This window comes from Streptomyces sp. NPDC054975, assembly GCF_053609105.1.
Genome location: NZ_JBSGWV010000049.1, coordinates 1 through 18,889, shown reverse-complemented (window position 1 = coordinate 18,889; position 18,889 = coordinate 1). Strand labels below are relative to the sequence as shown.

Genomic DNA, 18,889 nt, shown 5'->3' with positions numbered 1-18,889 from the left:
CCGGGGCTTGCCCCTGACCCGGGTCAGGGACTGAACGACAGGAAGACGAAGGCCGCGAAGATCGAGAGATGGACGCCGCCCTGGAGCAGGGTGGCCCGTCCGGGTACGACCGTCAGGGCGCTGACGACGGCGGTGAGCACCAGCAGGACCATGTGGACGGCGCCCAGGCCGAGGACCAGCGGCCCGGACAGCCAGATGGAGGCGAGGGCGATCGACGGGATCGTCAGGCCGATGCTGGCGATGGCGGAGCCGTACGCGAGGTTGAGGCTGGTCTGCATCCGGTCCCGGCGCGCCGCGCGCACGGCGGCGAGGGTCTCGGGGAGCAGCACCATCAGGGCGATGATCACACCGACGACGGCCTTGGGCAGTCCGGCGGACTCGACGCCGTCCTCGATCGTGGGCGAGATGAGCTTGGCCAGGCCCACGACGGCGACGAGCGCCAGGACGAGGAGGCCCAGGCTGGCCCAGGTCTCCTGGTCGGTCGGCGGGTCGGCGTGCTCGTCCTCGGAGTCGGCGCCCGCGCGGCCCTCGCGCGGGACCGGCAGGAAGTAGTCGCGGTGCCGGACCGTCTGGACGGCCACGAACACCCCGTACAGGCAGAGGGAGGCGACGGCGGCGAAGGCCAGCTGCCCGCCGGAGAACTCGGGGCCTGCGTGACTGGTCGTGAACGTCGGCAGGACCAGGGTCATCGTCGCGAGGGTGCAGACGGTGGCGAGGGCGCCGCCCGAGCCCTCGGCGTTGAAGACGGCCACGCGGTTGCGGAGCGCTCCGACGAGCAGCGAGAGGCCGACGATGCCGTTGCAGGTGATCATGACGGCCGCGAAGACGGTGTCCCGGGCGTACGTGGAGGTCTTCTCGCCGCCACCCGCCATGAGGGTGACGATCAGTCCGACCTCGATGACGGTGACGGCGACGGCGAGGACGAGGGAGCCGAAGGGTTCGCCGACGCGATGGGCGACGACCTCCGCGTGGTGGACGGCGGCGAGCACGGCGGCGATCAGGCAGACGGCGGCGATCGCGACCCCGAAGCCGGCGAGATCACGGCCCCATGTCAGCCCGAGGTCGACGGCCGCCACGACCGGTCCCCATGTCGTCCACTGCCGTAGCAAGCCTGCCGTGCTCGAACTCATGATCAGTATCCTGCCACATGGCGGCATTCGCCCGAGTTGCCCGGTCGGCCGTCGGAGGGCCCGGCAGCGCCCGCCGCCCGTCCGCCGCAGGCCGTCAGAGCGGGCGCTCGTGACCCTCCCAGTAGGGCTCCCTGAGCCTGCGCTTGTAGAGCTTGCCGTTGGGGTCGCGGGGCATCGTGGTGATGAAGTCCACCGACTTGGGGCGCTTGTAGCCCGCGAGGCGTTCCTCGCAGTGCGCCAGGATCGCGGCGGCGAGCGCCTCCCCCGGCTCGTGGCCCTCGGCCGGTTCGACCACGGCCTTGACCTCCTCCCCCCAGTCGGCGTGCGGGATGCCGAAGGCGGCGGCGTCGGCCACCGCCGGGTGGGTGAGGAGGGCCGACTCGATCTCGGCGGGGTAGATGTTCACCCCACCGGAGATGATCATGTCGATCTTGCGGTCGCGGAGGAAGAGATAGCCGTCCTCGTCGAGGACGCCCAGGTCGCCGACCGTGAAGAAGTCGCCGATGCGGTTCTTCGCGGTCTTCTCCTTGTCCTTGTGGTAGGCGAATCCGCCCGTGGTCATCTTCATGTAGACGGTGCCGAGTTCCCCGGGCGGCAGCCGGTTGCCGTCGTCGTCGAAGACCGCCAGCTCGCTGATGGGCCACGCCTTGCCGACCGTGCCCGGCTTCTTCAGCCAGTCCTCGGCGGTCGCGAACGCGCCGCCGCCCTCGCTCGCCGCGTAGTACTCCTCCACGCAGCTACCCCACCAGTCGATCATCGCCCGCTTGACGTGGTCGGGGCAGGGCGCGGCGCCGTGGATGGCGTGCCGCATCGACGAGACGTCGTACCGGCTCCGTACCTCCTCGGGGAGCGCGAGCAGCCGGTGGAACTGGGTGGGGACCATGTGGGTGTGGGTGCAGGCGTGCGCGTCGATGAGCCGCAGCATCTCCTCGGGGGTCCACTTGTCCATGAGGACGAGCGGATGGCCGATGTGCAGAGCCGCGCTCGCGAACTGGAGCACGGCCGTGTGGTAGAGCGGCGAGCAGACCAGGTGCACGTTGCCGTCGAAGGGCCGGATCCCGAAGATGCCGAGGAAGCCGCCGAGGTACGTCTCCTCCGGGAGCTTGCCGGGCAGCGGGCGGCGGATGCCGCGCGGCCGGCCGGTGGTGCCGGAGGTGTAGTTCATGACCCAGCCGAGGGTGCGGTCCTCGGGCGCGGACTCCGGGAATCCGTCGAGGAGTTCGGCGTACGGCCGGAAGCCGTCGATCTCGCCGACGGCGTGGCGGTGGGTCGCGGGCAGACCGGCCTCGTCCGCGGCGGCCGTCGCGGCGGCGGCGAACCGCTCGTGGGCGAGGAGCACCTTGGCGCCGGAGTCGGCGACGATCCAGGCGATCTCGGGCCCGACCAGGTGGTGGTTGACGGGCACGAGGTAGAACCCGGCCTGGGTGGCGGCGAGATGGGCGACGAGGAACTCGACGCCGTTGGGCAGGACGACGGCGAAGGCGTCGCCGCGCTCCAGGCCGGCCGCGCGCAGCCCGTGGACGAGGCGGTTGGCGTCGGCGTGCAGGCGTCCGGCGGTCCACTCCTCGCCGTCCGGTGCGATCAGGACGGTACGGGAGGGGTCGGCGGCCGCCTGGGACCAGAATCCGTTGGCCTGTTCCTCGCCCATCAGGCGCTCCTCCCCGCGATGCGGTTGATGCGGTCCACGGCCCGCTCGAAGCCGCGGGTGAGCTCGTCGAAGACCTGCTGGACGCTGCGTTCGGCGTTCATCCGGCCGACGATCTGTCCGACCGGGGTGCCGAGCAGCGGCTCGACCTCGTACTTCTGGATACGGGAGACGGCCTCGGCGACCAGCAGTCCCTGGAGGGGCATGGGCAGCGTGCCGGGTCCGTCCGGGTCGTCCCAGGCGTCGGTCCACTCGGTACGCAGCTGGCGGGCGGGCTTGCCGGTGAGGGCGCGGGAGCGGACGGTGTCCCCGGAGCCGGCGGCGAGGAGCTTGGCGGTGAGCGCGCGGGAGTGGAGTTCGGCCTCGGTGGTGGTGAGCCAGAGGGAGCCGAGCCAGACGCCCTGGGCGCCGAGGGCGAGGCCGGCCGCGATCTGCTCGCCGCTGCCGATGCCTCCGGCGGCGAGGACGGGCAGCGGGGAGACGGCGTCGACGACCTCGGGGGTGAGGACCATGGAGGCGATCTCGCCGGTGTGGCCGCCGGCCTCGTAGCCCTGGGCGACGACGATGTCGATGCCGGCGTCGGCGTGGTGGCGGGCGTGCCGGGCGCTGCCGGCCAGCGCGGCGACCAGGACGTCGTGGTCGTGGGCGCGCTGGACCACGTCGGCGGGCGGGGAGCCGAGGGCGTTGGCGAGGAGCTTGATGGGGTAGTCGAAGGCGACGTCGAGCTGGTTGCGGGCGACCTGTTCCATCCAGCCGGTGATCCGCCAGCCGGAGGCCTCGCCCTCGGCGAGTTCGGGGACGCCGTGCTTGGCGAGGGTCGTACGGACGAACTCGCGGTGCCCCTCCGGGATCATCGCCTCGACGTCGGCCTCGCTCACCCCCTCGACCTTCTTCGCGGGCATGACGACGTCGAGGCCGTAGGGCAGTCCGTCGGTGTGGTCCTGCATCCAGTCGAGGTCGCGGGCGAGGTCGTCGGGCGCCGTGTAGCGCACCGCGCCGAGCACGCCGAACCCGCCGGCTCTGGTGATGGCGGCGGCCACCGCGGGGAAGGGCGTGAAGCCGAAGATGGCGTGCTCGATCCCCAGTTTTTGGCTCAGCTCCGTCTTCATGGGCGGCAGGATGCCGCAGGGGATCGGCCGAGGGAAGAGATTTTCTGATGCTGTGTCAGATTCTTTGTCCCGCCGCCCGCTTCCTTGACCCCGACCCACCCCGGTAAGAAAGTTTCAGGCGTTGCGCGTGTGGCCGAAGGATTCTTTCAGTGGCGTGGGAGAGGGTAGGGATGACGGAGGAGTCGGCAGGGAGTGCGGTCGCGGGTGCGGGAGCGGGGCTGGGCACGGGTCTGGGTACGGGAACGGGTCTGGGTACGGGAACGGGTGCGGCGGGCCGGGGAATCGGGCGCCGGGCGTTCGGCGGCCGGCTTCTCGCCCTGGGAGGTGCGGTGATGGTCGGCTCGATTCCGGGGGCCGCCGCGGCCTCCACGCCTCCGGGCGGGGGCCGGACCACGCTGCGGCGCGGATCCGCCGAGCGGGCCGGGCTGCTGCCCGAGCACCTGGACCGGCTGGTCGCCGACGCGGAGACCTTCCTCGGGCCGTCCCCCCGACACCCTTGGTACGCCGGCGCGGTGCTGCTCGCCGGGCGGGGCGGGACGGTCGCGCTGCACCGGCCGATCGGGCACGCCGTGCGGTACGCGGCGTACGACGAGACGACGGACACCGGGATCGAGCTGCCGGCGGACCGGCAGATCCCGATGGCCGAGGACACGGTCTTCGATCTGGCCTCGGTCTCCAAGCTCTTCACCTCGATCCTGGCGGTGCAGCAGATCGAGCGCGGGGCGCTGGAGCTCGAGGCGAAGGTCACGGCGTATCTGCCGGAGTTCGGGGGTGGCGGGAAACAGGACGTCACGGTCCGTCAGCTGCTCACCCACACCTCGGGGTTCCGGGCCTGGATCCCGCTGTTCAAGGAGCCGACGCGGGAGGGGAAGCTGCGGCTGCTGTGGCAGGAGGTGCCGGCGAACCCGCCGGGGACCAGGTACCTGTACTCGGATCTCAATCTGATCGCGCTCCAGCTGATCCTTGAGGAGATCACCAGTCACACTCTGGACACACTGCTCCGAAGCGAGATCACCGCTCCGCTCGGGATGCACCGCACGCGTTTCAATCCCCCGCTCTCCTGGCGGCCGAAGATCGCGGCGACCGAGGACGCCCGGCTGCCCTGGTCGGGGCTCGACCGGGGCATGGTGTGGGGCGAGGTCCACGACGAGAACGCGTTCGGCCTGGGCGGGGTCGCCGGGCACGCGGGAGTGTTCTCCTGCGCCTGGGACCTCGCGATCCTCGCCCGTACGCTCCTCAACGGCGGGGCGTACGGCCCCGCGCGGATCCTGGCCCCCGAGTCCGTGGAGCTGATGTTCACGGACTTCAACACCGCGTTCCCGGGCGACGAGCACGGCCTCGGCTTCGAGCTCTACCAGCACTGGTACATGGGCGCCATGGCGACGCCGCGCTCGGCCGGTCACACCGGCTTCACCGGCACCAGTCTCGTCCTGGACCCGACCACCGACGCGTTCCTCGTCGTCCTCGGCAACTCGGTCCATCCGGTCCGTTCGTGGCGCTCCGGCTCGGCGCCCCGCGTCGCCGCCGCCGGTCATCTGGCGCGCGCCGTCCCGGTCCGCCCCGCGCGGGGCCGGACGTCCTGGTTCTCGGGGATGGCGAACGCGACGACCGCGACGCTGACCCTGCCGCCGGTGCCGGGCGCGGCCCGCCTGGAGTGCGCGCTGTGGTGGGACACCGAGCCGGGCGCGGACGCCGCCCACCTGGAGGCGTCCGGGGACGGCGGCGCGACCTGGGGGCCGGTGCCGTTCACCACCGTAAGGAAAGGACAGGAACCGCTGCCGCATCCGGCCGGGTCGGTGAGCGGCTGGTCGGGGCGGGTCTGGCACCGGCTGACGGCGGACCTTCCGGCGAGCGCAGGCACCGGCGCCGTACGTCTGCGCTGGCGGTACGCGACGGACCAGCGCTATGTCGGACGCGGGGTGTACGTGGACGCCCTCAGGCTCTTGGACGCCTCGGGGCGCCCGCTGTTCGACGACGCACGGCCGGCGGACGCGTCCCGGATCGAGGCGCTGGGCTGGACGGCGTCGGCGGACTGACGCGGATCCTGCCGCCGGTCAGGCCCCCGGGCCCGCCGCGTCCCGCAGGGCCGCGAGGACCGGGCTGATGAGGGGGTGGTCCTCGGCCCCCCGGCGTACCGCCGCGAAGACGCGACGGGTCGGGGCCACGCCGTCCACCGGCCGGATCGCCACCTCGTCCAGCGCCGTGCCCAGCAGCGCCGAGCGCGGCACGAGCGCGACCCCGGCTCCCGCCGAGGCGAGCGCGACCACCGCGCGGAAGTCGTCGGAGGAGTGCTCCAGGCGGGGCTCGAAACCGGCGTACTCGCAGGCCAGGACGGTCACGTCATGGCAGGGGTTGCCCGCGGACTGGCCGATCCAGGCGTCCTTGGCGAGGTCGGCGAGGGCGACCTGCTCGCCCGCCGCGAGGGGGTGGTCGAGCGGCAGGACGGCGTCGAAGGGCTCCGCGTACAGCGGTACGCGCGTCAGCCTGGCGTCGTCCTCGCCGGGCGCGCCCCGGTACTCGACGGCCACGGCGACGTCGACCTGGCGGTCCAGGACCATCAGCAGGCTCTCGTCACCCTCGGCGTCCCGCACGCGCACCCGGATGCCGGGCGAGGTACGGGCGAGCCCGGTGATGGCGGGCGCGACGACGAGGCCGATGCCGGTGGCGAAGGCCGCGACCGTGACCGTGCCGGCCTCGCCCGATCCGTACGCAGCGAGCTCGGACTCGGCGCGCTCCAGCTGGGCGAGGACCGCGTTGGCGTGGCTGAGCAGGATCTCGCCGGCCGGTGTGAGCCGGGCCCCGCGGGCGTTGCGCTCGACCAGCCGGTGGCCGGTCTCCTGCTCCAGGGCGGCGAGCTGCTGCGAGACGGCGGAGGGGGTCAGATAGAGCGCGGCGGCAGCCGCCGTGACCGTGCGGTGGTCGGCCACCGCTCGGAGGATGTGCAGCCGCCGCGCTTCGATCATTCCCCTAGTCTCGCAGGGCGGCGCGCGCGTCGACGAACGCGTCCACAGCCCGGTTCACATCATCGGACGAATGGGCCGCGGAGAGCTGGACGCGGATGCGGGCCTGGCCCTGCGGGACGACGGGGTACGAGAAGCCGATCACGTACACGCCGCGCTCCAGGAGCAGCTCCGCCATGCGCCCCGCCTCCGACGCGTCGCCGATCATCACGGGGGCGATGGCGTGGTCGCCGGGGAGGATGTCGAAGCCCTCGGCGGTCATCCGGGTGCGGAACAGCTCGGTGTTGGCGCGCAGCCGCTCGCGCAGGTCACCGGCCGACTCGAGGAGGTCGAGGACCTTGAGGGAGGCGGCGGCGATGACCGGGGCGAGGGTGTTGGAGAAGAGGTACGGGCGGGAGCGCTGGCGCAGCAGGGCCACGATCTCGGCGCGGGCGGCGACGTAGCCGCCGGAGGCGCCGCCGAGGGCCTTGCCGAGGGTGCCGGTGATGATGTCGACGCGGTCCATGACGCCGTGCAGCTCGGGGGTGCCGCGGCCGCCGGGGCCCACGAAGCCGACGGCGTGGGAGTCGTCGACCATGACCATGGCGTCGTACTGCTCCGCGAGGTCGCAGATCTCGTCGAGCGGCGCGACGTAACCGTCCATGGAGAACACGCCGTCGGTGACGATCAGCTTGCGCCGGGCGCCGCCCTCGGTGGCCTGCTTGAGCTGCTGCTCCAGGTCGGCCATGTCGCGGTTGGCGTAGCGGAAGCGGCGGGCCTTGGAGAGGCGGATGCCGTCGATGATGGAGGCGTGGTTGAGGGCGTCGGAGATGACCGCGTCCTCGGCGCCGAGGAGGGTCTCGAAGACGCCGCCGTTGGCGTCGAAGCAGGAGGAGTAGAGGATCGTGTCCTCCTGGCCGAGGAAGGAGGACAGCCGGGCCTCCAGCTCCTTGTGCACCTCCTGCGTCCCGCAGATGAAGCGCACGGACGCCATGCCGTAGCCCCAGCGGTCCAGCGCCTCGTGGGCGGCGGCGACGACCTCGGGATGGTCGGCGAGCCCGAGGTAGTTGTTGGCGCAGAAGTTCAGGACCTCGCCGGGCTGTCCGCCCGCGGTGACGGCGACCGTGGCGGACTGGGGCGTGCCGATGACGCGCTCGGGCTTGTGCAGCCCTGCGGCACGGATCTCGTCGAGGGTGGTGCGGAGGTCGTCGCGTACGGAATCAAACATGGGTTCAGGCTCCCGTGGTCCAGTCGAGGATGATCTTGCCGCCCTTGCCGGACGCGGCGTCGTCGAAGGCGGCCTCGAAGTCGGTGTACGCGTAGCGGCCGGTGATCACCGGGGCGAGGTCGAGACCGCCCTCCAGAAGGACGGACATCGCGTACCAGGTCTCGAACATCTCGCGGCCGTAGATGCCCTTGATGGTGATCATGGAGGTGACGATCTTCGCCCAGTCGACGGCGAAGTCCTCGCTCGGCAGGCCGAGCATGGCGATCTTGCCGCCGTTGGTCATGTTCGCGACCATGTCGCGCATCGCCCGCGGGTTGCCGGACATCTCCAGGCCGACGTCGAAGCCCTCCTTGAGGCCGAGCGTGCGCTGGCCGTCGGCGATCGTCTGCTCGGCGACGTTCAGCGCGAGCGAGACGCCCGCCTTGCGCGCGAGATCGAGGCGCTCCTCGCTGACGTCGGTGATGACGACGTGCCGTGCGCCGGCGTGCTTGGCCACCGCGGCGGCCATGATGCCGATCGGACCCGCCCCCGTGACGAGGACGTCCTCGCCGACGAGCGGGAAGGAGAGGGCGGTGTGCACGGCGTTGCCGAACGGGTCGAAGATCGCGGCGACATCGAGGTCGACCGGGACGCGGTGCACCCAGACGTTGGACGCGGGCAGGGCGACGTACTCGGCGAACGCGCCGTCGCGGCCGACGCCCAGGCCGACGGTGGCGCGGCAGAGGTGACGGCGGCCGGCCAGACAGTTGCGGCACTTGCCGCAGACGAGATGGCCCTCGCCGCTGACCAGGTCGCCGACCGCGATGTCGGCGACGTCACGGCCGGTCTCGACGACCTCGCCGACGAACTCGTGGCCGAGGGTCAGCGGCGTGGCGATGGTCTTCTGGGCCCAACCGTCCCATGAGCGGATGTGGAGGTCGGTTCCGCAGATTCCGGTCCGCTTGACCTTGATCAGTACGTCTCCGGGGCCGATCTCCGGCTCCGGCACGTCCATCAGCCAGAGTCCCGGCTCTGCGTTCTGCTTGACCAGCGCCTTCAATGCCATGGCTCCCGACGTGCGTGTCCTGTGACCTTCGGGGTCCGGGCGCGGGTTCGCGCTCAAGATCCCCGAAGAGAATCTTCCGTACGACCTGCATCGGGGTCCATCGAGGTTTTCTTAAGCGCGGCCACAGGTCAGCTTCACGCCACGTGCGGGGACCGGCCCCGCGGGTCAGTGTCCGAGCGCCGCCATCGCCGCGTTGTGGCCGGGGATGCCGCTGACGCCACCGCCCCGGACGGCGCCCGCGCCACAGAGCAGGACGTTGGCGTGGCCGGTCTCGACGCCCCAGCGGCCGGTGCCCTCTTCCCCGTAGGGGAAGGAGAGGTCGCGGTGGAAGATGTGCCCGCCGGGCAGCCGCAGGTCCCGTTCGAGGTCGAGCGGGGTCTTCGCCTCGATGCAGGGTCTGCCCTCGGCGTCGAGGGCGAGGCAGTCGGCGAGCGGCTCGTCGAGGACGGCGTCGAGCTCCGCCAAGGTCGCCTTGAGGAGGGCGGCGCGGGCGCCGTCGTTGTCGGCGGCGAAGAGCCGGGCGGGGGTGTGCAGGCCGAAGAGCGTGAGCGTCTGGTAGCCCCGGCCGGCGAGTTCCGGGCCGAGGATGCTCGGGTCGGTGAGCGAGTGGCAGTAGATCTCGGAGGGCGGCGCGCCGGGCAGGCGACCGGCGGCGGCCTCGGCGTACGCGGCGGCCAACTGGCCGTAGCCCTCGGCGATGTGGAAGGTCCCGGCGAAGGCCTCGCGCGGGTCGACGGAGCGGTCACGGAGCCGGGGCAGCCGGGTGAGCAGCATGTTCACCTTGAGCTGGGCGCCTTCGGCGGGCGGCGGGGGTGTCTCGCCGAGGAGTTCGGCGAGGGCCTGCGGCGAGGCGTTGACGAGGACGCGCCCCGCCGCGACCACGCCCTCCCCGTCCGCGGTGCGGTAGGTGACCTCGGCCCGGGCGCCGTCGGTCTCGATCCGGACGGCCTCGTGGCCGGTGCGGATCTCGGCGCCCGCCGCGCGGGCGGCGCCCGCGAGTGCGTCGGTGAGGGCGCCCATGCCGCCGACGGGGACGTCCCAGTCGCCGGTTCCGCCGCCGATGACGTGGTAGAGGAAGCAGCGGTTCTGGAGCAGCGAGGGGTCGTGCGCGTCGGCGAAGGTGCCGATGAGCGCGTCGGTGAGGACGACGCCCCGGACGAGGTCGTCGGCGAAGGTCTCCTCGACGGCGGCGCCGATCGGCTGCTCGAAGAGCATCCGCCAGGAGGTCTCGTCGGCCACGCGGGCGCGGAGCTCCTCGCGGGAGGGCAGCGGCTCCGTGAGCGTCGGGAAGACGCGCTCGGCCACCTCTCCCGTACGGCCGTAGAACGCCTGCCACGCCTCGTACTCGCGGTCGGAGCCGGTGAGGGCGGCGAAGGAGGCGCGCGTCCGGTCCGCTCCCCCGCCGACGAGCAGCCCGCCGTCACCCTTCGGGGTGTACGAGGAGATGGAGCGTTTCCGCACGGCGAACCGCAGCCCCAGCTCGCGCACGATCTTTCCCGGCAGGAGCGAGACGAGATAGGAGTAGCGGGAGAGCCGGGCGTCGACCCCGGCGAAGGGCCGCGTGGACACGGCGGCGCCGCCGGTGGAAGCGAGGCGTTCCAGGACGAGGACGGTGCGTCCGGCGCGGGCGAGGTAGGCGGCGGCGACCAGTCCGTTGTGGCCACCGCCGACGATGACGGCGTCGTACGAGCGCTGTGCGGTCATGTCTCTTGCTAGCACGCGAAGATCGCCCGCGGAACCCCGCCGGCCGCACTGGCGCCGCCTCGTGCGGCGGAGCAGCCGGGCGGCTCAGGCCCGAGGCGTACGGGTGTCGGCGCCGACGCGCAGGGCGGCCACCCGGCGGTACAGCTCGGCGGCCTCGGCGTGGCGGCCGAGTCGTTCGAGGCAGTGGGCCTCGTCGTGGCGGCCTGTCAGCGTGTCGGGGTGATCGGGGCCGAGAATGCGTTCGCGGGCCTCGGTGACCTGGTGGTAGACCGCGAGGGCGTCCGCCCAGCGCGCAAGCCAGCCCAGGCCCACGGCGATCTCGCGGCGGCTGACGAGGGTGTCCGGGTGGTCGGATCCGAGGACGCGCTCCCGGATCGCGCACACCTGACGGGCCTCCTCGACGGCCTCCTCCCAGCGGGCGAGGCGGCCGAGGTTGACGCCGAGGCCGTGGCGGGCGCGCAGGGTCTCGGGGTCGTCGGGGCCGAGCACCCGCGTACGGACGGCGACCAGGTCGCGGTAGAGGTCCAGGGCGTCGCCGCTCCGGCCGACCCGGCCCAGGCAGATGCCGATCTCGTAGCGGGCGGCGAGCGTGTCGGGGTGATCGGGACCGAGGACCTCGGCGCGCGCGGCGGCGACCTCGCGGTAGGAGGCGAGGGCCTCCGCCCAGCGCCCCAACTGGCCGAGGTTGTAGGCCACCTCGTAGCGCGTCACCAGCGTGTCGGGGTGGTCGTCGCCCAGCAGCCGGCCGCGCGCCTCGGCGACCTCCGTCGCCATCCGGTACGCGTCCTCCAGCCGCCCGAGCCGCCCCAGGTTGAAGGCCAGGTTGTGGCGGCAGCGCAGGGTGTCGGGGTGCTCCGGCCCCATGGTCCGTTCGCGGGAGGCGAGCACGGTCACGTACACCTGGTGCGCCTCGGCGTGCCGCCCGAGCCGGCCGAGGACGTACGCGGTCTCCTGGCGGGCGGCCAGCGTGTCGGGATGGTCCGCGCCGAGAACCCGCTCGCGCGCCTCGGCCACCCCGGCGAACTCGCGCAGGGCGTCGGCGTGGCGGGCGAGCCTGCTGAGGGTGAAGCCGAGTTCGTAGCGGCTGGCGAGGGTGTCGGGGTGGTCGGGGCCGAGGACGCGGCCGCGGTCCACGACGACGGACCGGTGGACGTCCTCGGCCTCGTCCCAGCGGCCGAGGCGGCCGAGGCCGAGCCCGGCCCGGTGCCGGCCGGCGAGCACGGCGAGAAGCTCGGGCGGCGCGGTGGCCCGTTCCCGGCCGTCCGGGGAGCGCGGGGGCACGACGCGGGACGCGGTCGTCCACTCCCCCGTCAGCTCGGCAGCGGGGTCGTACGCCGCGCTCCGCGACGCGAGCGCGTCGGCGCTCGCGCGGTGCCCGCCCGTCATCCCCCGTGCCCAGGAGGGCAGTCGGGGAGGCTCCTCGGCGAAGGGCGTCGGCAGGGGAGGGCCGGGGAGGAAGACAGGCGGAACGACGTGGACGCGCCCGACCGTCGCGGTTCCGTTTCCCGTGCGGGCCGAGATGATCCTGCTGCGCAGGACGCCCGCGTCGGTGGGGCGCTCGTCGGGGGTCTTGGCCAGCAGGTCGAGGACGATCCGGTCCAGGTAGTCCGGCAGTTCGGCCCGGTGCGTCCGCAGGGGTTCGGGCGGGGTGTCGCGATGGCCGACGAGGACGGCCCAGGAGTCCTCCAGGTCGAAGGGCGGGGCGCCGGTGGCGATCTCGTACAGCACGCACCCCAGCGAGTACAGGTCGCTGCGGTGGTCGACCGCGCCGCCGCTGATCTGCTCCGGTGACATGTAGTGCGGGGTGCCCATGGCGATGCCGGTGCCGGTGAGCTGGGAGGCGTGGCCGATGTTGTCGCCGAGGCGCGCGATGCCGAAGTCGCAGATCTTCACGGCGCCGTCGCCGAGCCGCATGATGTTGGCCGGCTTGAGGTCGCGGTGGACGATGCCCTGGCGGTGCGTGTAGGCGAGCGCGTCGGCCACCTGCTCGGCGATGTCCACGACCTCGTGCACGGGGAGCGGGTGCTGCTTGTTCTCCTCCATGAGCTGGCTGAGGTTCTGCCCCTCCAGCAGCTCCATGACCAGGAAGAGCACCCCGTCGTACTCGCCGAAGTCATGGACGACGGTGACACCACGGTGCTGGAGGGAGGCGGCGACGCGGGCCTCGCGCCGGAACCGTTCCCTCAGCACCGTCACGAAGTGCGGGTCCCGCGGGGGTCCGAGCGGCTTGAGGCACTTCACCGCGACCCGGCGGCCGAGCGACTCGTCGGTCGCCCGCCACACCTCGCCCATGCCGCCGCGCCCGATCACGTCGTGCAGCCGGTAGCGGCCCTGGATCAGCCTGGTTTCCGCCATCGCGTGCTGTCGCCCCCGTATGTTCTTCGCGCCCTCCCCGGCCTCCCCAGTATGGCCGCCGGATTGCGGAGTTTGTACGGGGCGGGGCGCGCGTCGGGGCCCAGCCGGGACATCGCGTTCAGAATGTGACCTGGCGGCAGCCGCCAGCGGAGCCTGGCCGGAATCGAACGCAGCAGATTGGCCGTCGCGGTGAGCTGGTACGTGACCGTGTCGGGCCGCGGCGCGGGCCTTCCGTACAGCTCGTGGGCGTACAGAGGCAGGCAGTTGTACGCGAGTGACACCACGCGCCGCCAGACGATCTCGCGCGCCGGGACGAGGGCGGGGTGGAGGGGCGGGCGGCGCAGGAAGGCGTCGACGGTGCGGGCGTCGGCTCCGGCGGCGAGTCGCGGTCGTATGCCGTCGAAGTAGGCGGCGAGTTCGTCGGCGGTGGCGGGCACGGTGCGCGGGTCGAGGCCGACGAGCCGGGCGGAGACGCGGTGTTCGTCGATGTAGCGGTCCGCCTGGTCGTCGGTGAGGGGGATGCCGGAGCGGCGGACGACGGAGAGGTACGAGTCGACCTCGGCGCAGTGCACCCAGAGGAGGAGCTCGGGGTCGTCGACGCCGAGGAGCCGGTGGATCTTCCGCACGCGGGCGCCGGCCGCCTCGGCGGCCTCGGTGGTGCCGTAGCTGATCGTGCCGACGAAGTTCGCCGTCCGCAGCAGCCGGCCCCACGCGTCGCGGCGGAAGTCACTGTTGATCAGGACGCCTCGGACGGCGACAGGGTGGAGCGCCTGCAGATACAGCGCGCGGACTCCGGCGATCCACATCACCGGGTCGCCGTGCAGCTGCCAGGTCACGGAGTCGGGACCGAAGAGCCCGGGGTCGGCGTCCTGTCTCATGCCGCTCAGGCTACGGGTGCCTGGGCCGGATCGACCGGGGGAAATCGAACTTCGTCCGTCGACAGGATGCGTGTGACGGGTGTTCCGATCAGGGCCGGGGCGTTGGCGGGCACGGGCCACACCTTCGTGGTGAGGAAGCCGAGGAAGCGCTCGGCCGCGTCCGTGGAATCGAAGGTGAGGTCCACGACGACGTAGGCGGGGTCGTCGACCGGCCGCCGGACGTGGTGCCCCCGTACACCGGCCTGGGCGCGTGCGTCGGCGAAGCGGTCGAAGGCGGCTTTCCAGGTGTCGTAGTCGGTGATCGGGTGCTCGATGTTCAGAGTGATCATGATTCCTCCTCCACCGCCGCCGGGTCCGGCACCCCCGGTCCTTCCATTGTCGTCGCCCCGTGCGCTGCCCGTACACCCGCCGCACTGCCCTGCGCCCACCGCGCTGCCCTGCCGGCACCGCGCCCGTGGCCGCTCGATTGTCAGCGGCGGACGCGGGGCATGCCGAGGCCGATCCAGGAGATGATCTCCCGCTGGATCTCGTTGTTGCCGCCGCCGAAGGTGAAGATGACCGCCGAGCGGTAGCCGCGTTCGAGTTCGCCGTGCAGGACCGTTCCGGCGGAGCCCTCCTTGAGTGCGCCGGCGGAGCCGACGACCTCCATGAGCCAGGCGTAGGCGTCGCGGCGGGCCTCGGAGCCGTAGACCTTGACGGCGGAGGCGTCCTGCGGGGTGAGCGTGCCGTGCTGGACGGCGTTCACCATCTGCCAGTTGAGGAGTTTCATCGCGTCGAGCCGGGCGTGCGTACGGGCGAGGCTGCGGCGGACCCAGCCGAGGTCGATGACGCGGCGGCCGTCGGCGAGCTTGGTGTCGGCGGCCCAGCGCTGGACGTCGTGGAGGGCGCGGATGGCCATCGTGCCGTGGGCGGCGAGGGTCACGCGCTCGTGGTTGAGCTGGTTGGTGATGAGCCGCCACCCCTTGTTCTCCTCGCCGACGCGGCGGGAGACCGGGACGCGGACGTTCTCGTAGTAGCTGGCGGTGGTGTCGTGCGAGGCGAGGGTGTTGATGAGGGTGCAGGAGTAGCCAGGGTCGCTCGTCGGGACGAGGAGCATGGTGATGCCCTTGTGGGCCGGGGCGTCCGGGTCCGTACGGACGGCGAGCCAGACCCAGTCGGCGGTGTCGCCGTTCGTCGTCCAGATCTTTTGGCCGTTGACGGTGTAGTGGCCGGTGGCCTCGTCCCCTTCCCTGACCGCCCTCGTCTTGAGCGCGGCGAGGTCGGTGCCCGCGTCGGGCTCGCTGTACCCGATGGCGAAGTCGATCTCGCCGGAGAGGATCCTGGGCAGGAAGTACGCCTTCTGCTCGTCGGTGCCGAACTGCATGATCGTCGGACCGACCGTGTTGAGGGCCATGAGCGGCAGCGGGACACCGGCCTGGGCGGCCTCGTCGAAGAAGATGAACTGTTCCATGGGGCTCAGCCCCCGGCCTCCGTACGCGACGGGCCAGCCGACGCCGAGCCAGCCGTCGGTGCCGAGCCTGCGCACGGTCTCGCGGTAGAAGCGCTTCTGCGCGGCGGGGTCGGCGTAGCGCGCGTGGACGTCGTCCGGCACGAGTTCGGCGAAGTACGCGCGCAGCTCCTCGCGCAGGCGGTGCTGGGCGGGCGTGTACTCGAGGTGCATGGGGCCTCCCGTGGCTGCGTCCTGGGTACCGTGCGCGCGACGGCGGCCACGGTAGAACGTGTTCCACAAATGGGGAAGCCTCACGACGGAATGGGGAAGCCTCACGACGGTTCGGGCCGGCCGGGGGGGCGTGAGAGCGCGTTCCGGAGGTTCGACGCGTACCGCCTTGGCCCGGGCGCATGGCGTACCGCGTGGCCGGGGAGGTGCGACGCGTACCGCCTTGGCCCGGGGGGGGACGGTCCGGGCCAAGGCGGTCGAGGGCACTGCTGGGCTGTCGGGTGGGTCAGGGCAGGAGCTCGTCCAGGGAGGCGCGTCCCTTCTCCGCCATACGGCGCTCCGCCCATGCGAGGCTCTTCGGATTCACGTCACGGCCGGAGGCGAGGATCAGGTCCTCCGCCGTGTATTCGCCCTCCGACCCGGCATGCAAGAGGCGATCGGGCGTCGGGCTCTCCCCCGGAGATGTCTTGTCGGACTCAGCGTTCATGCCGCCTCCTACTCGTTCTTCCGGTACCGGCCATTCTCGTGTCCGGCTCCCGGGACCGCATCCGGGCAGCCGCCCGCATCGGGGCTCCGCCGTGTCGGTTCCGTGTCGGCCCCGCGTCGGTGGGGGCGGGGAGCGTGGGTACCCAGCCCCGCACCCCGACCACCAGGAGCCCCGATGCCCCCGACGCCACCCACCCCTCTCCCCCTTCGTCGCATCAGGGTCCTCGCCGTCCGCCCGGTCACCCCGCGCACGGTCAGGGTCACCTTCGGTGGCGACTCCCTCGCCGACCTCGCTCTCGCAGGGCCGGACCAGCAGGTCAAGCTGTACTTCCCGCGCCCGGGCCAGTCCGAGCCGGTCCTGCCCGCGCCGGACCCGGCGGGCGACGTGATGCGCTGGTACGCGGCGTACGCCGCGATCCCGGAGGAGGAGCGCCCCTGGATGCGCAGCTACACGATCCGGGCCCACGATCCAGCGGTGGCGACCGTGGACATCGACTTCTATGTGCACGGCGGCGGCGACAAGCCGGAGCACGGGCCCGCGACACGCTGGGCGCGGGCCGCGCGGCCCGGCGACACGCTCGGGATGCTCGGTCCGTCGGCGTACTTCGCCACGCCCGTGACCGTCGGCGGGGCGGACTGGACGCTGCTGGCCGCCGACGGCTGCTCGCTCCCCGCCCTGGCGACCGTCGCGGAGGCCCTCCCACCCGGCCACCGGGCCCTCGCCTTCGTCCAGGTCGAGGACCCGGCCGAGGAGCGGCCGCTCGTGACGCCCGGCGAGTTGACCGTCCACTGGCTGCGGGGGAACGACTCGCCCGTCGAGGCGGTGCGCGCGGCGGCGTTGCCGCCCGGCGCGCCGTACGCCTGGCTGGCGGGGGAAGCCGGGGCCGTACGGGCGCTGCGGCGTCATCTGGTGGAGGAGCGCGGGTACGACCGGCGCGCCGTGCACTTCACCGGGTACTGGCGACGCCACCTCACCCAGGACGACCCGCCCACACCCGACGACCTCGCGGAGGCGCGGGAGCGGCTGGAGTCCACGGAGAGCTGAGGCGGAGCAGGCCGGGGCACCCCCGGGCTCCGGAGTCCGCCACAGCCTTCAGACGAGGGCGGCCGCCTCCTGTACGGAGAGGGCCGCACCCTCCTCGTACAGTCGTGCGTACGTCGCCGGGTCGAGGGCCGTGCGTACCGCCCGCTCCGCGTGTTCCCGTACGGACGCCTCGGTCTGCTCGGTGAACGGCCGGAAGCCGGCGCCTCCCGCTTCCCCGTGCTGGGTGTCGTACGCGCCGAGCAGGCGGGCGCCGTTCTCGGCGTCGTGCGGGGCGCCGCCTCCGGCCCGCGCCCAGGCCGCCGTCGGGAGCAGGCCGACCACGAGGTAGGGCGCCACGAGGTACGCGAGGCGCTCCACGTCCCGTACGGCACGGGTCAGCTGTCCGGCGGCCTCGGCGTACGCCCCGTCGAGACAGTCGAGCCAGCCGCGCAGTCCCCCGGTCACGCCGAGGAAGAGGTCGGGCGTGTCGCCCCGGAACTCCTCCTCCATGCGCTGGATCTGCTCCCGCGCGAGGGCGGTGCGTCCGGTGTGTCCGTAGTGCTGGGCGAGGAGCAGGCGGGCCGTGCTGACGGGCTCCCCGCTCGACTCCTTGGACGCCTTTTCGGCGGCCTCCACGAGGAGCTGTTCGGCCGCCGCGTACGCCTCCGTGTCCGTGGACGGGAGGCGTAGCCGTACGGCGGCGAGCCTGGCCGTGAACACCGTCGCCTGGGAGCGGGCGGCGAGCCCGGCGGCGGCCCGGACGGCGTGCTCGTAGTCGGCGGCGGCCTCGGCGAGTCGGCCCGCCCGTTCGTACGCCTCGCCGCGCGCGGAGAGGGACTCGGCGATGCCCCAGGCGTCCTGGTCCCGCTCGAAGTGGGCGAGCGCGGCTTCGGCGTCGGCGGGGGAACGGGCGCCGAGGAGTTTGGCCCTCAGGAGGTGGGTGAAGGCGAGGTCCCAGCCGAGGCCTTCGGCGCGGCAGGCGGAGAGGAGGGCGCCGAGTGTCTCCTCGAGGCTCGGGAACTCGCCGGTCATCAGGCGGGCGAAGTACCACATGGTGCCGGGCTGGCGACAGTTCTGCGGCATGCCGGGGCGGTAGGCGGAGACGATCGCGTCGAGGCGGGCGCGGGATTCGGGCCGTTCGAGGGCGGTGGCGCCCTCGCCGCCCTCGGCCGTGAGGACGAGCAGCCGGCACCCGCGTCGCGCTTCCCACAGCTGTTCCTCGGACCAGGGCGGGGGCGTGTCGGTGCAGCGGTCGGCGAGAGGGACGGCGTGTCGGACGGGCGGGGCGAACGGGTCGGGGCCGAGGGCGGCCACCGCCCGCGACCAGAGACGGGCGTCCGCCTGCCGGGCCCGGAGCTGCCAGAACCAGCTCATCGACAGGACGAGGCAGAGCGCCTCCTGTTCCGCGCCGAGGTCCACAGCGGTCCGCAGGGCGGCGGTCACGTTGCCGTGCTCGGTTTCGAGGCGGTTCAGCCAGAGCGGCTGTCCGCCGCCGCGCAACTCGGGGTCGGCGTGGCGGGCGAGTTCGCGGTAGTGCACCAGGTGGAGGCGCTCGGCCTCGCCCCGGTCGCCGGCCTCGTCCAGCCGCTCCCCGGCGTACTCGGCGACGGTCTCCAGGAGCCGGTAGCGCATCCCGCCGTCGTCGCCGGGCGCGGCGACGACGAGCGACTTGTCGACAAGGGAGCCGAG

General features: G+C 72.8%; 14 protein-coding genes and 1 pseudogene. 2 read left to right on the top strand and 13 right to left on the bottom strand.

Annotated elements, in window-relative coordinates:
- Positions 1–23: 23 nt before the first annotated feature.
- From ACWF79_RS29015 to ACWF79_RS29005, 3 genes are all read right to left on the bottom strand, one after another.
- Complete coding sequence (locus ACWF79_RS29015; protein WP_453731124.1) at positions 24–1,130, bottom strand: calcium:proton antiporter; 1,107 nt, start codon at positions 1,128–1,130, stop codon at positions 24–26.
- 94 nt (positions 1,131–1,224) lie between these two features.
- Complete coding sequence (locus tag ACWF79_RS29010; RefSeq protein WP_453731123.1) at positions 1,225–2,778, bottom strand: acyl-CoA synthetase; 1,554 nt, start codon at positions 2,776–2,778, stop codon at positions 1,225–1,227.
- On the bottom strand, positions 2,778–3,884 hold the full coding sequence (locus ACWF79_RS29005) for an NAD(P)H-dependent flavin oxidoreductase (RefSeq protein ID WP_453731122.1): 1,107 nt from the start codon (positions 3,882–3,884) through the stop codon (positions 2,778–2,780). The genes ACWF79_RS29010 and ACWF79_RS29005 overlap by 1 nt, the downstream gene beginning before the upstream one ends.
- A gap of 332 nt (positions 3,885–4,216) precedes the next feature.
- Here ACWF79_RS29005 and ACWF79_RS29000 point away from each other — a divergent pair, with 332 nt between their 5' ends.
- On the top strand, positions 4,217–5,920 hold the full coding sequence (locus tag ACWF79_RS29000) for a serine hydrolase (protein WP_453731145.1): 1,704 nt from the start codon (positions 4,217–4,219) through the stop codon (positions 5,918–5,920).
- 18 nt (positions 5,921–5,938) lie between these two features.
- Here the strand turns inward: ACWF79_RS29000 and ACWF79_RS28995 are convergent, their stop codons facing one another.
- The 9 genes from ACWF79_RS28995 to ACWF79_RS28955 all read right to left on the bottom strand — a co-directional run bounded on the left by ACWF79_RS28995 (position 5,939) and on the right by ACWF79_RS28955 (position 16,177).
- Positions 5,939–6,847 (bottom strand): LysR family transcriptional regulator, encoded by a 909-nt coding sequence (locus tag ACWF79_RS28995; RefSeq protein WP_453731121.1) that lies wholly within the window; start codon positions 6,845–6,847, stop codon positions 5,939–5,941.
- Between the two features lie 4 nt (positions 6,848–6,851).
- Positions 6,852–8,051, bottom strand: a complete 1,200-nt coding sequence (locus ACWF79_RS28990; RefSeq protein WP_453731120.1) for a glycine C-acetyltransferase — start codon at positions 8,049–8,051, stop codon at positions 6,852–6,854.
- A gap of 4 nt (positions 8,052–8,055) precedes the next feature.
- Positions 8,056–9,090 carry an L-threonine 3-dehydrogenase gene (gene tdh, locus ACWF79_RS28985; protein WP_453731144.1) on the bottom strand — a complete coding sequence of 345 codons (1,035 nt, stop codon included), beginning with the start codon at positions 9,088–9,090 and terminating at the stop codon, positions 8,056–8,058.
- A 171-nt stretch (positions 9,091–9,261) separates the two neighbouring features.
- Positions 9,262–10,800 carry a phytoene desaturase family protein gene (locus tag ACWF79_RS28980; RefSeq protein WP_453731119.1) on the bottom strand — a complete coding sequence of 513 codons (1,539 nt, stop codon included), beginning with the start codon at positions 10,798–10,800 and terminating at the stop codon, positions 9,262–9,264.
- A gap of 84 nt (positions 10,801–10,884) precedes the next feature.
- A complete protein-coding gene (locus tag ACWF79_RS28975; RefSeq protein WP_453731118.1) occupies positions 10,885–13,155 on the bottom strand; it encodes a tetratricopeptide repeat protein in 2,271 nt (756 codons plus the stop codon).
- Positions 13,137–14,033, bottom strand: a complete 897-nt coding sequence (locus ACWF79_RS28970) for an oxygenase MpaB family protein (RefSeq protein ID WP_453731117.1) — start codon at positions 14,031–14,033, stop codon at positions 13,137–13,139. Before ACWF79_RS28970 ends, ACWF79_RS28975 begins: the two co-directional genes overlap by 19 nt.
- A 5-nt stretch (positions 14,034–14,038) precedes the next feature.
- A complete protein-coding gene (locus tag ACWF79_RS28965) occupies positions 14,039–14,362 on the bottom strand; it encodes a hypothetical protein (protein ID WP_453731116.1) in 324 nt (107 codons plus the stop codon).
- Positions 14,363–14,502: 140 nt separating this feature from the next.
- A complete protein-coding gene (locus ACWF79_RS28960; protein ID WP_453731115.1) occupies positions 14,503–15,693 on the bottom strand; it encodes an acyl-CoA dehydrogenase family protein in 1,191 nt (396 codons plus the stop codon).
- A gap of 283 nt (positions 15,694–15,976) precedes the next feature.
- The gene (locus tag ACWF79_RS28955; RefSeq protein ID WP_361966323.1) at positions 15,977–16,177 is read right to left on the bottom strand and encodes a hypothetical protein; all 201 of its coding nucleotides are present in this window, start codon (positions 16,175–16,177) and stop codon (positions 15,977–15,979) included.
- 174 nt (positions 16,178–16,351) lie between these two features.
- On the opposite strand from ACWF79_RS28955, the gene ACWF79_RS28950 reads away from it, so the two are divergent.
- A complete protein-coding gene (locus ACWF79_RS28950; RefSeq protein WP_453731114.1) occupies positions 16,352–17,221 on the top strand; it encodes a siderophore-interacting protein in 870 nt (289 codons plus the stop codon).
- A 48-nt stretch (positions 17,222–17,269) separates the two neighbouring features.
- Here ACWF79_RS28950 and ACWF79_RS28945 read toward each other — a convergent pair.
- Positions 17,270–18,889, bottom strand: a pseudogene (locus ACWF79_RS28945) (AfsR family transcriptional regulator); the annotation flags it as partial.

Excerpts from the sequence above, each read along its gene's own strand:
- ACWF79_RS29015 (WP_453731124.1), bottom strand. The coding sequence starts at position 1,130 with ATGAGTTCGAGCACGGCAGGCTTGCTACGGCAGTGGACGACATGGGGA.
- ACWF79_RS29010 (WP_453731123.1), bottom strand. The coding sequence starts at position 2,778 with ATGGGCGAGGAACAGGCCAACGGATTCTGGTCCCAGGCGGCCGCCGAC.
- ACWF79_RS29005 (WP_453731122.1), bottom strand. The coding sequence starts at position 3,884 with ATGAAGACGGAGCTGAGCCAAAAACTGGGGATCGAGCACGCCATCTTC.
- ACWF79_RS29000 (WP_453731145.1), top strand. The coding sequence starts at position 4,217 with ATGGTCGGCTCGATTCCGGGGGCCGCCGCGGCCTCCACGCCTCCGGGC.
- ACWF79_RS28995 (WP_453731121.1), bottom strand. The coding sequence starts at position 6,847 with ATGATCGAAGCGCGGCGGCTGCACATCCTCCGAGCGGTGGCCGACCAC.
- ACWF79_RS28990 (WP_453731120.1), bottom strand. The coding sequence starts at position 8,051 with ATGTTTGATTCCGTACGCGACGACCTCCGCACCACCCTCGACGAGATC.
- ACWF79_RS28980 (WP_453731119.1), bottom strand. The coding sequence starts at position 10,800 with ATGACCGCACAGCGCTCGTACGACGCCGTCATCGTCGGCGGTGGCCAC.
- ACWF79_RS28975 (WP_453731118.1), bottom strand. The coding sequence starts at position 13,155 with ATGGCGGAAACCAGGCTGATCCAGGGCCGCTACCGGCTGCACGACGTG.
- ACWF79_RS28970 (WP_453731117.1), bottom strand. The coding sequence starts at position 14,033 with ATGAGACAGGACGCCGACCCCGGGCTCTTCGGTCCCGACTCCGTGACC.
- ACWF79_RS28965 (WP_453731116.1), bottom strand. The coding sequence starts at position 14,362 with ATGATCACTCTGAACATCGAGCACCCGATCACCGACTACGACACCTGG.
- ACWF79_RS28960 (WP_453731115.1), bottom strand. The coding sequence starts at position 15,693 with ATGCACCTCGAGTACACGCCCGCCCAGCACCGCCTGCGCGAGGAGCTG.
- ACWF79_RS28955 (WP_361966323.1), bottom strand. The coding sequence starts at position 16,177 with ATGAACGCTGAGTCCGACAAGACATCTCCGGGGGAGAGCCCGACGCCC.
- ACWF79_RS28950 (WP_453731114.1), top strand. The coding sequence starts at position 16,352 with ATGCCCCCGACGCCACCCACCCCTCTCCCCCTTCGTCGCATCAGGGTC.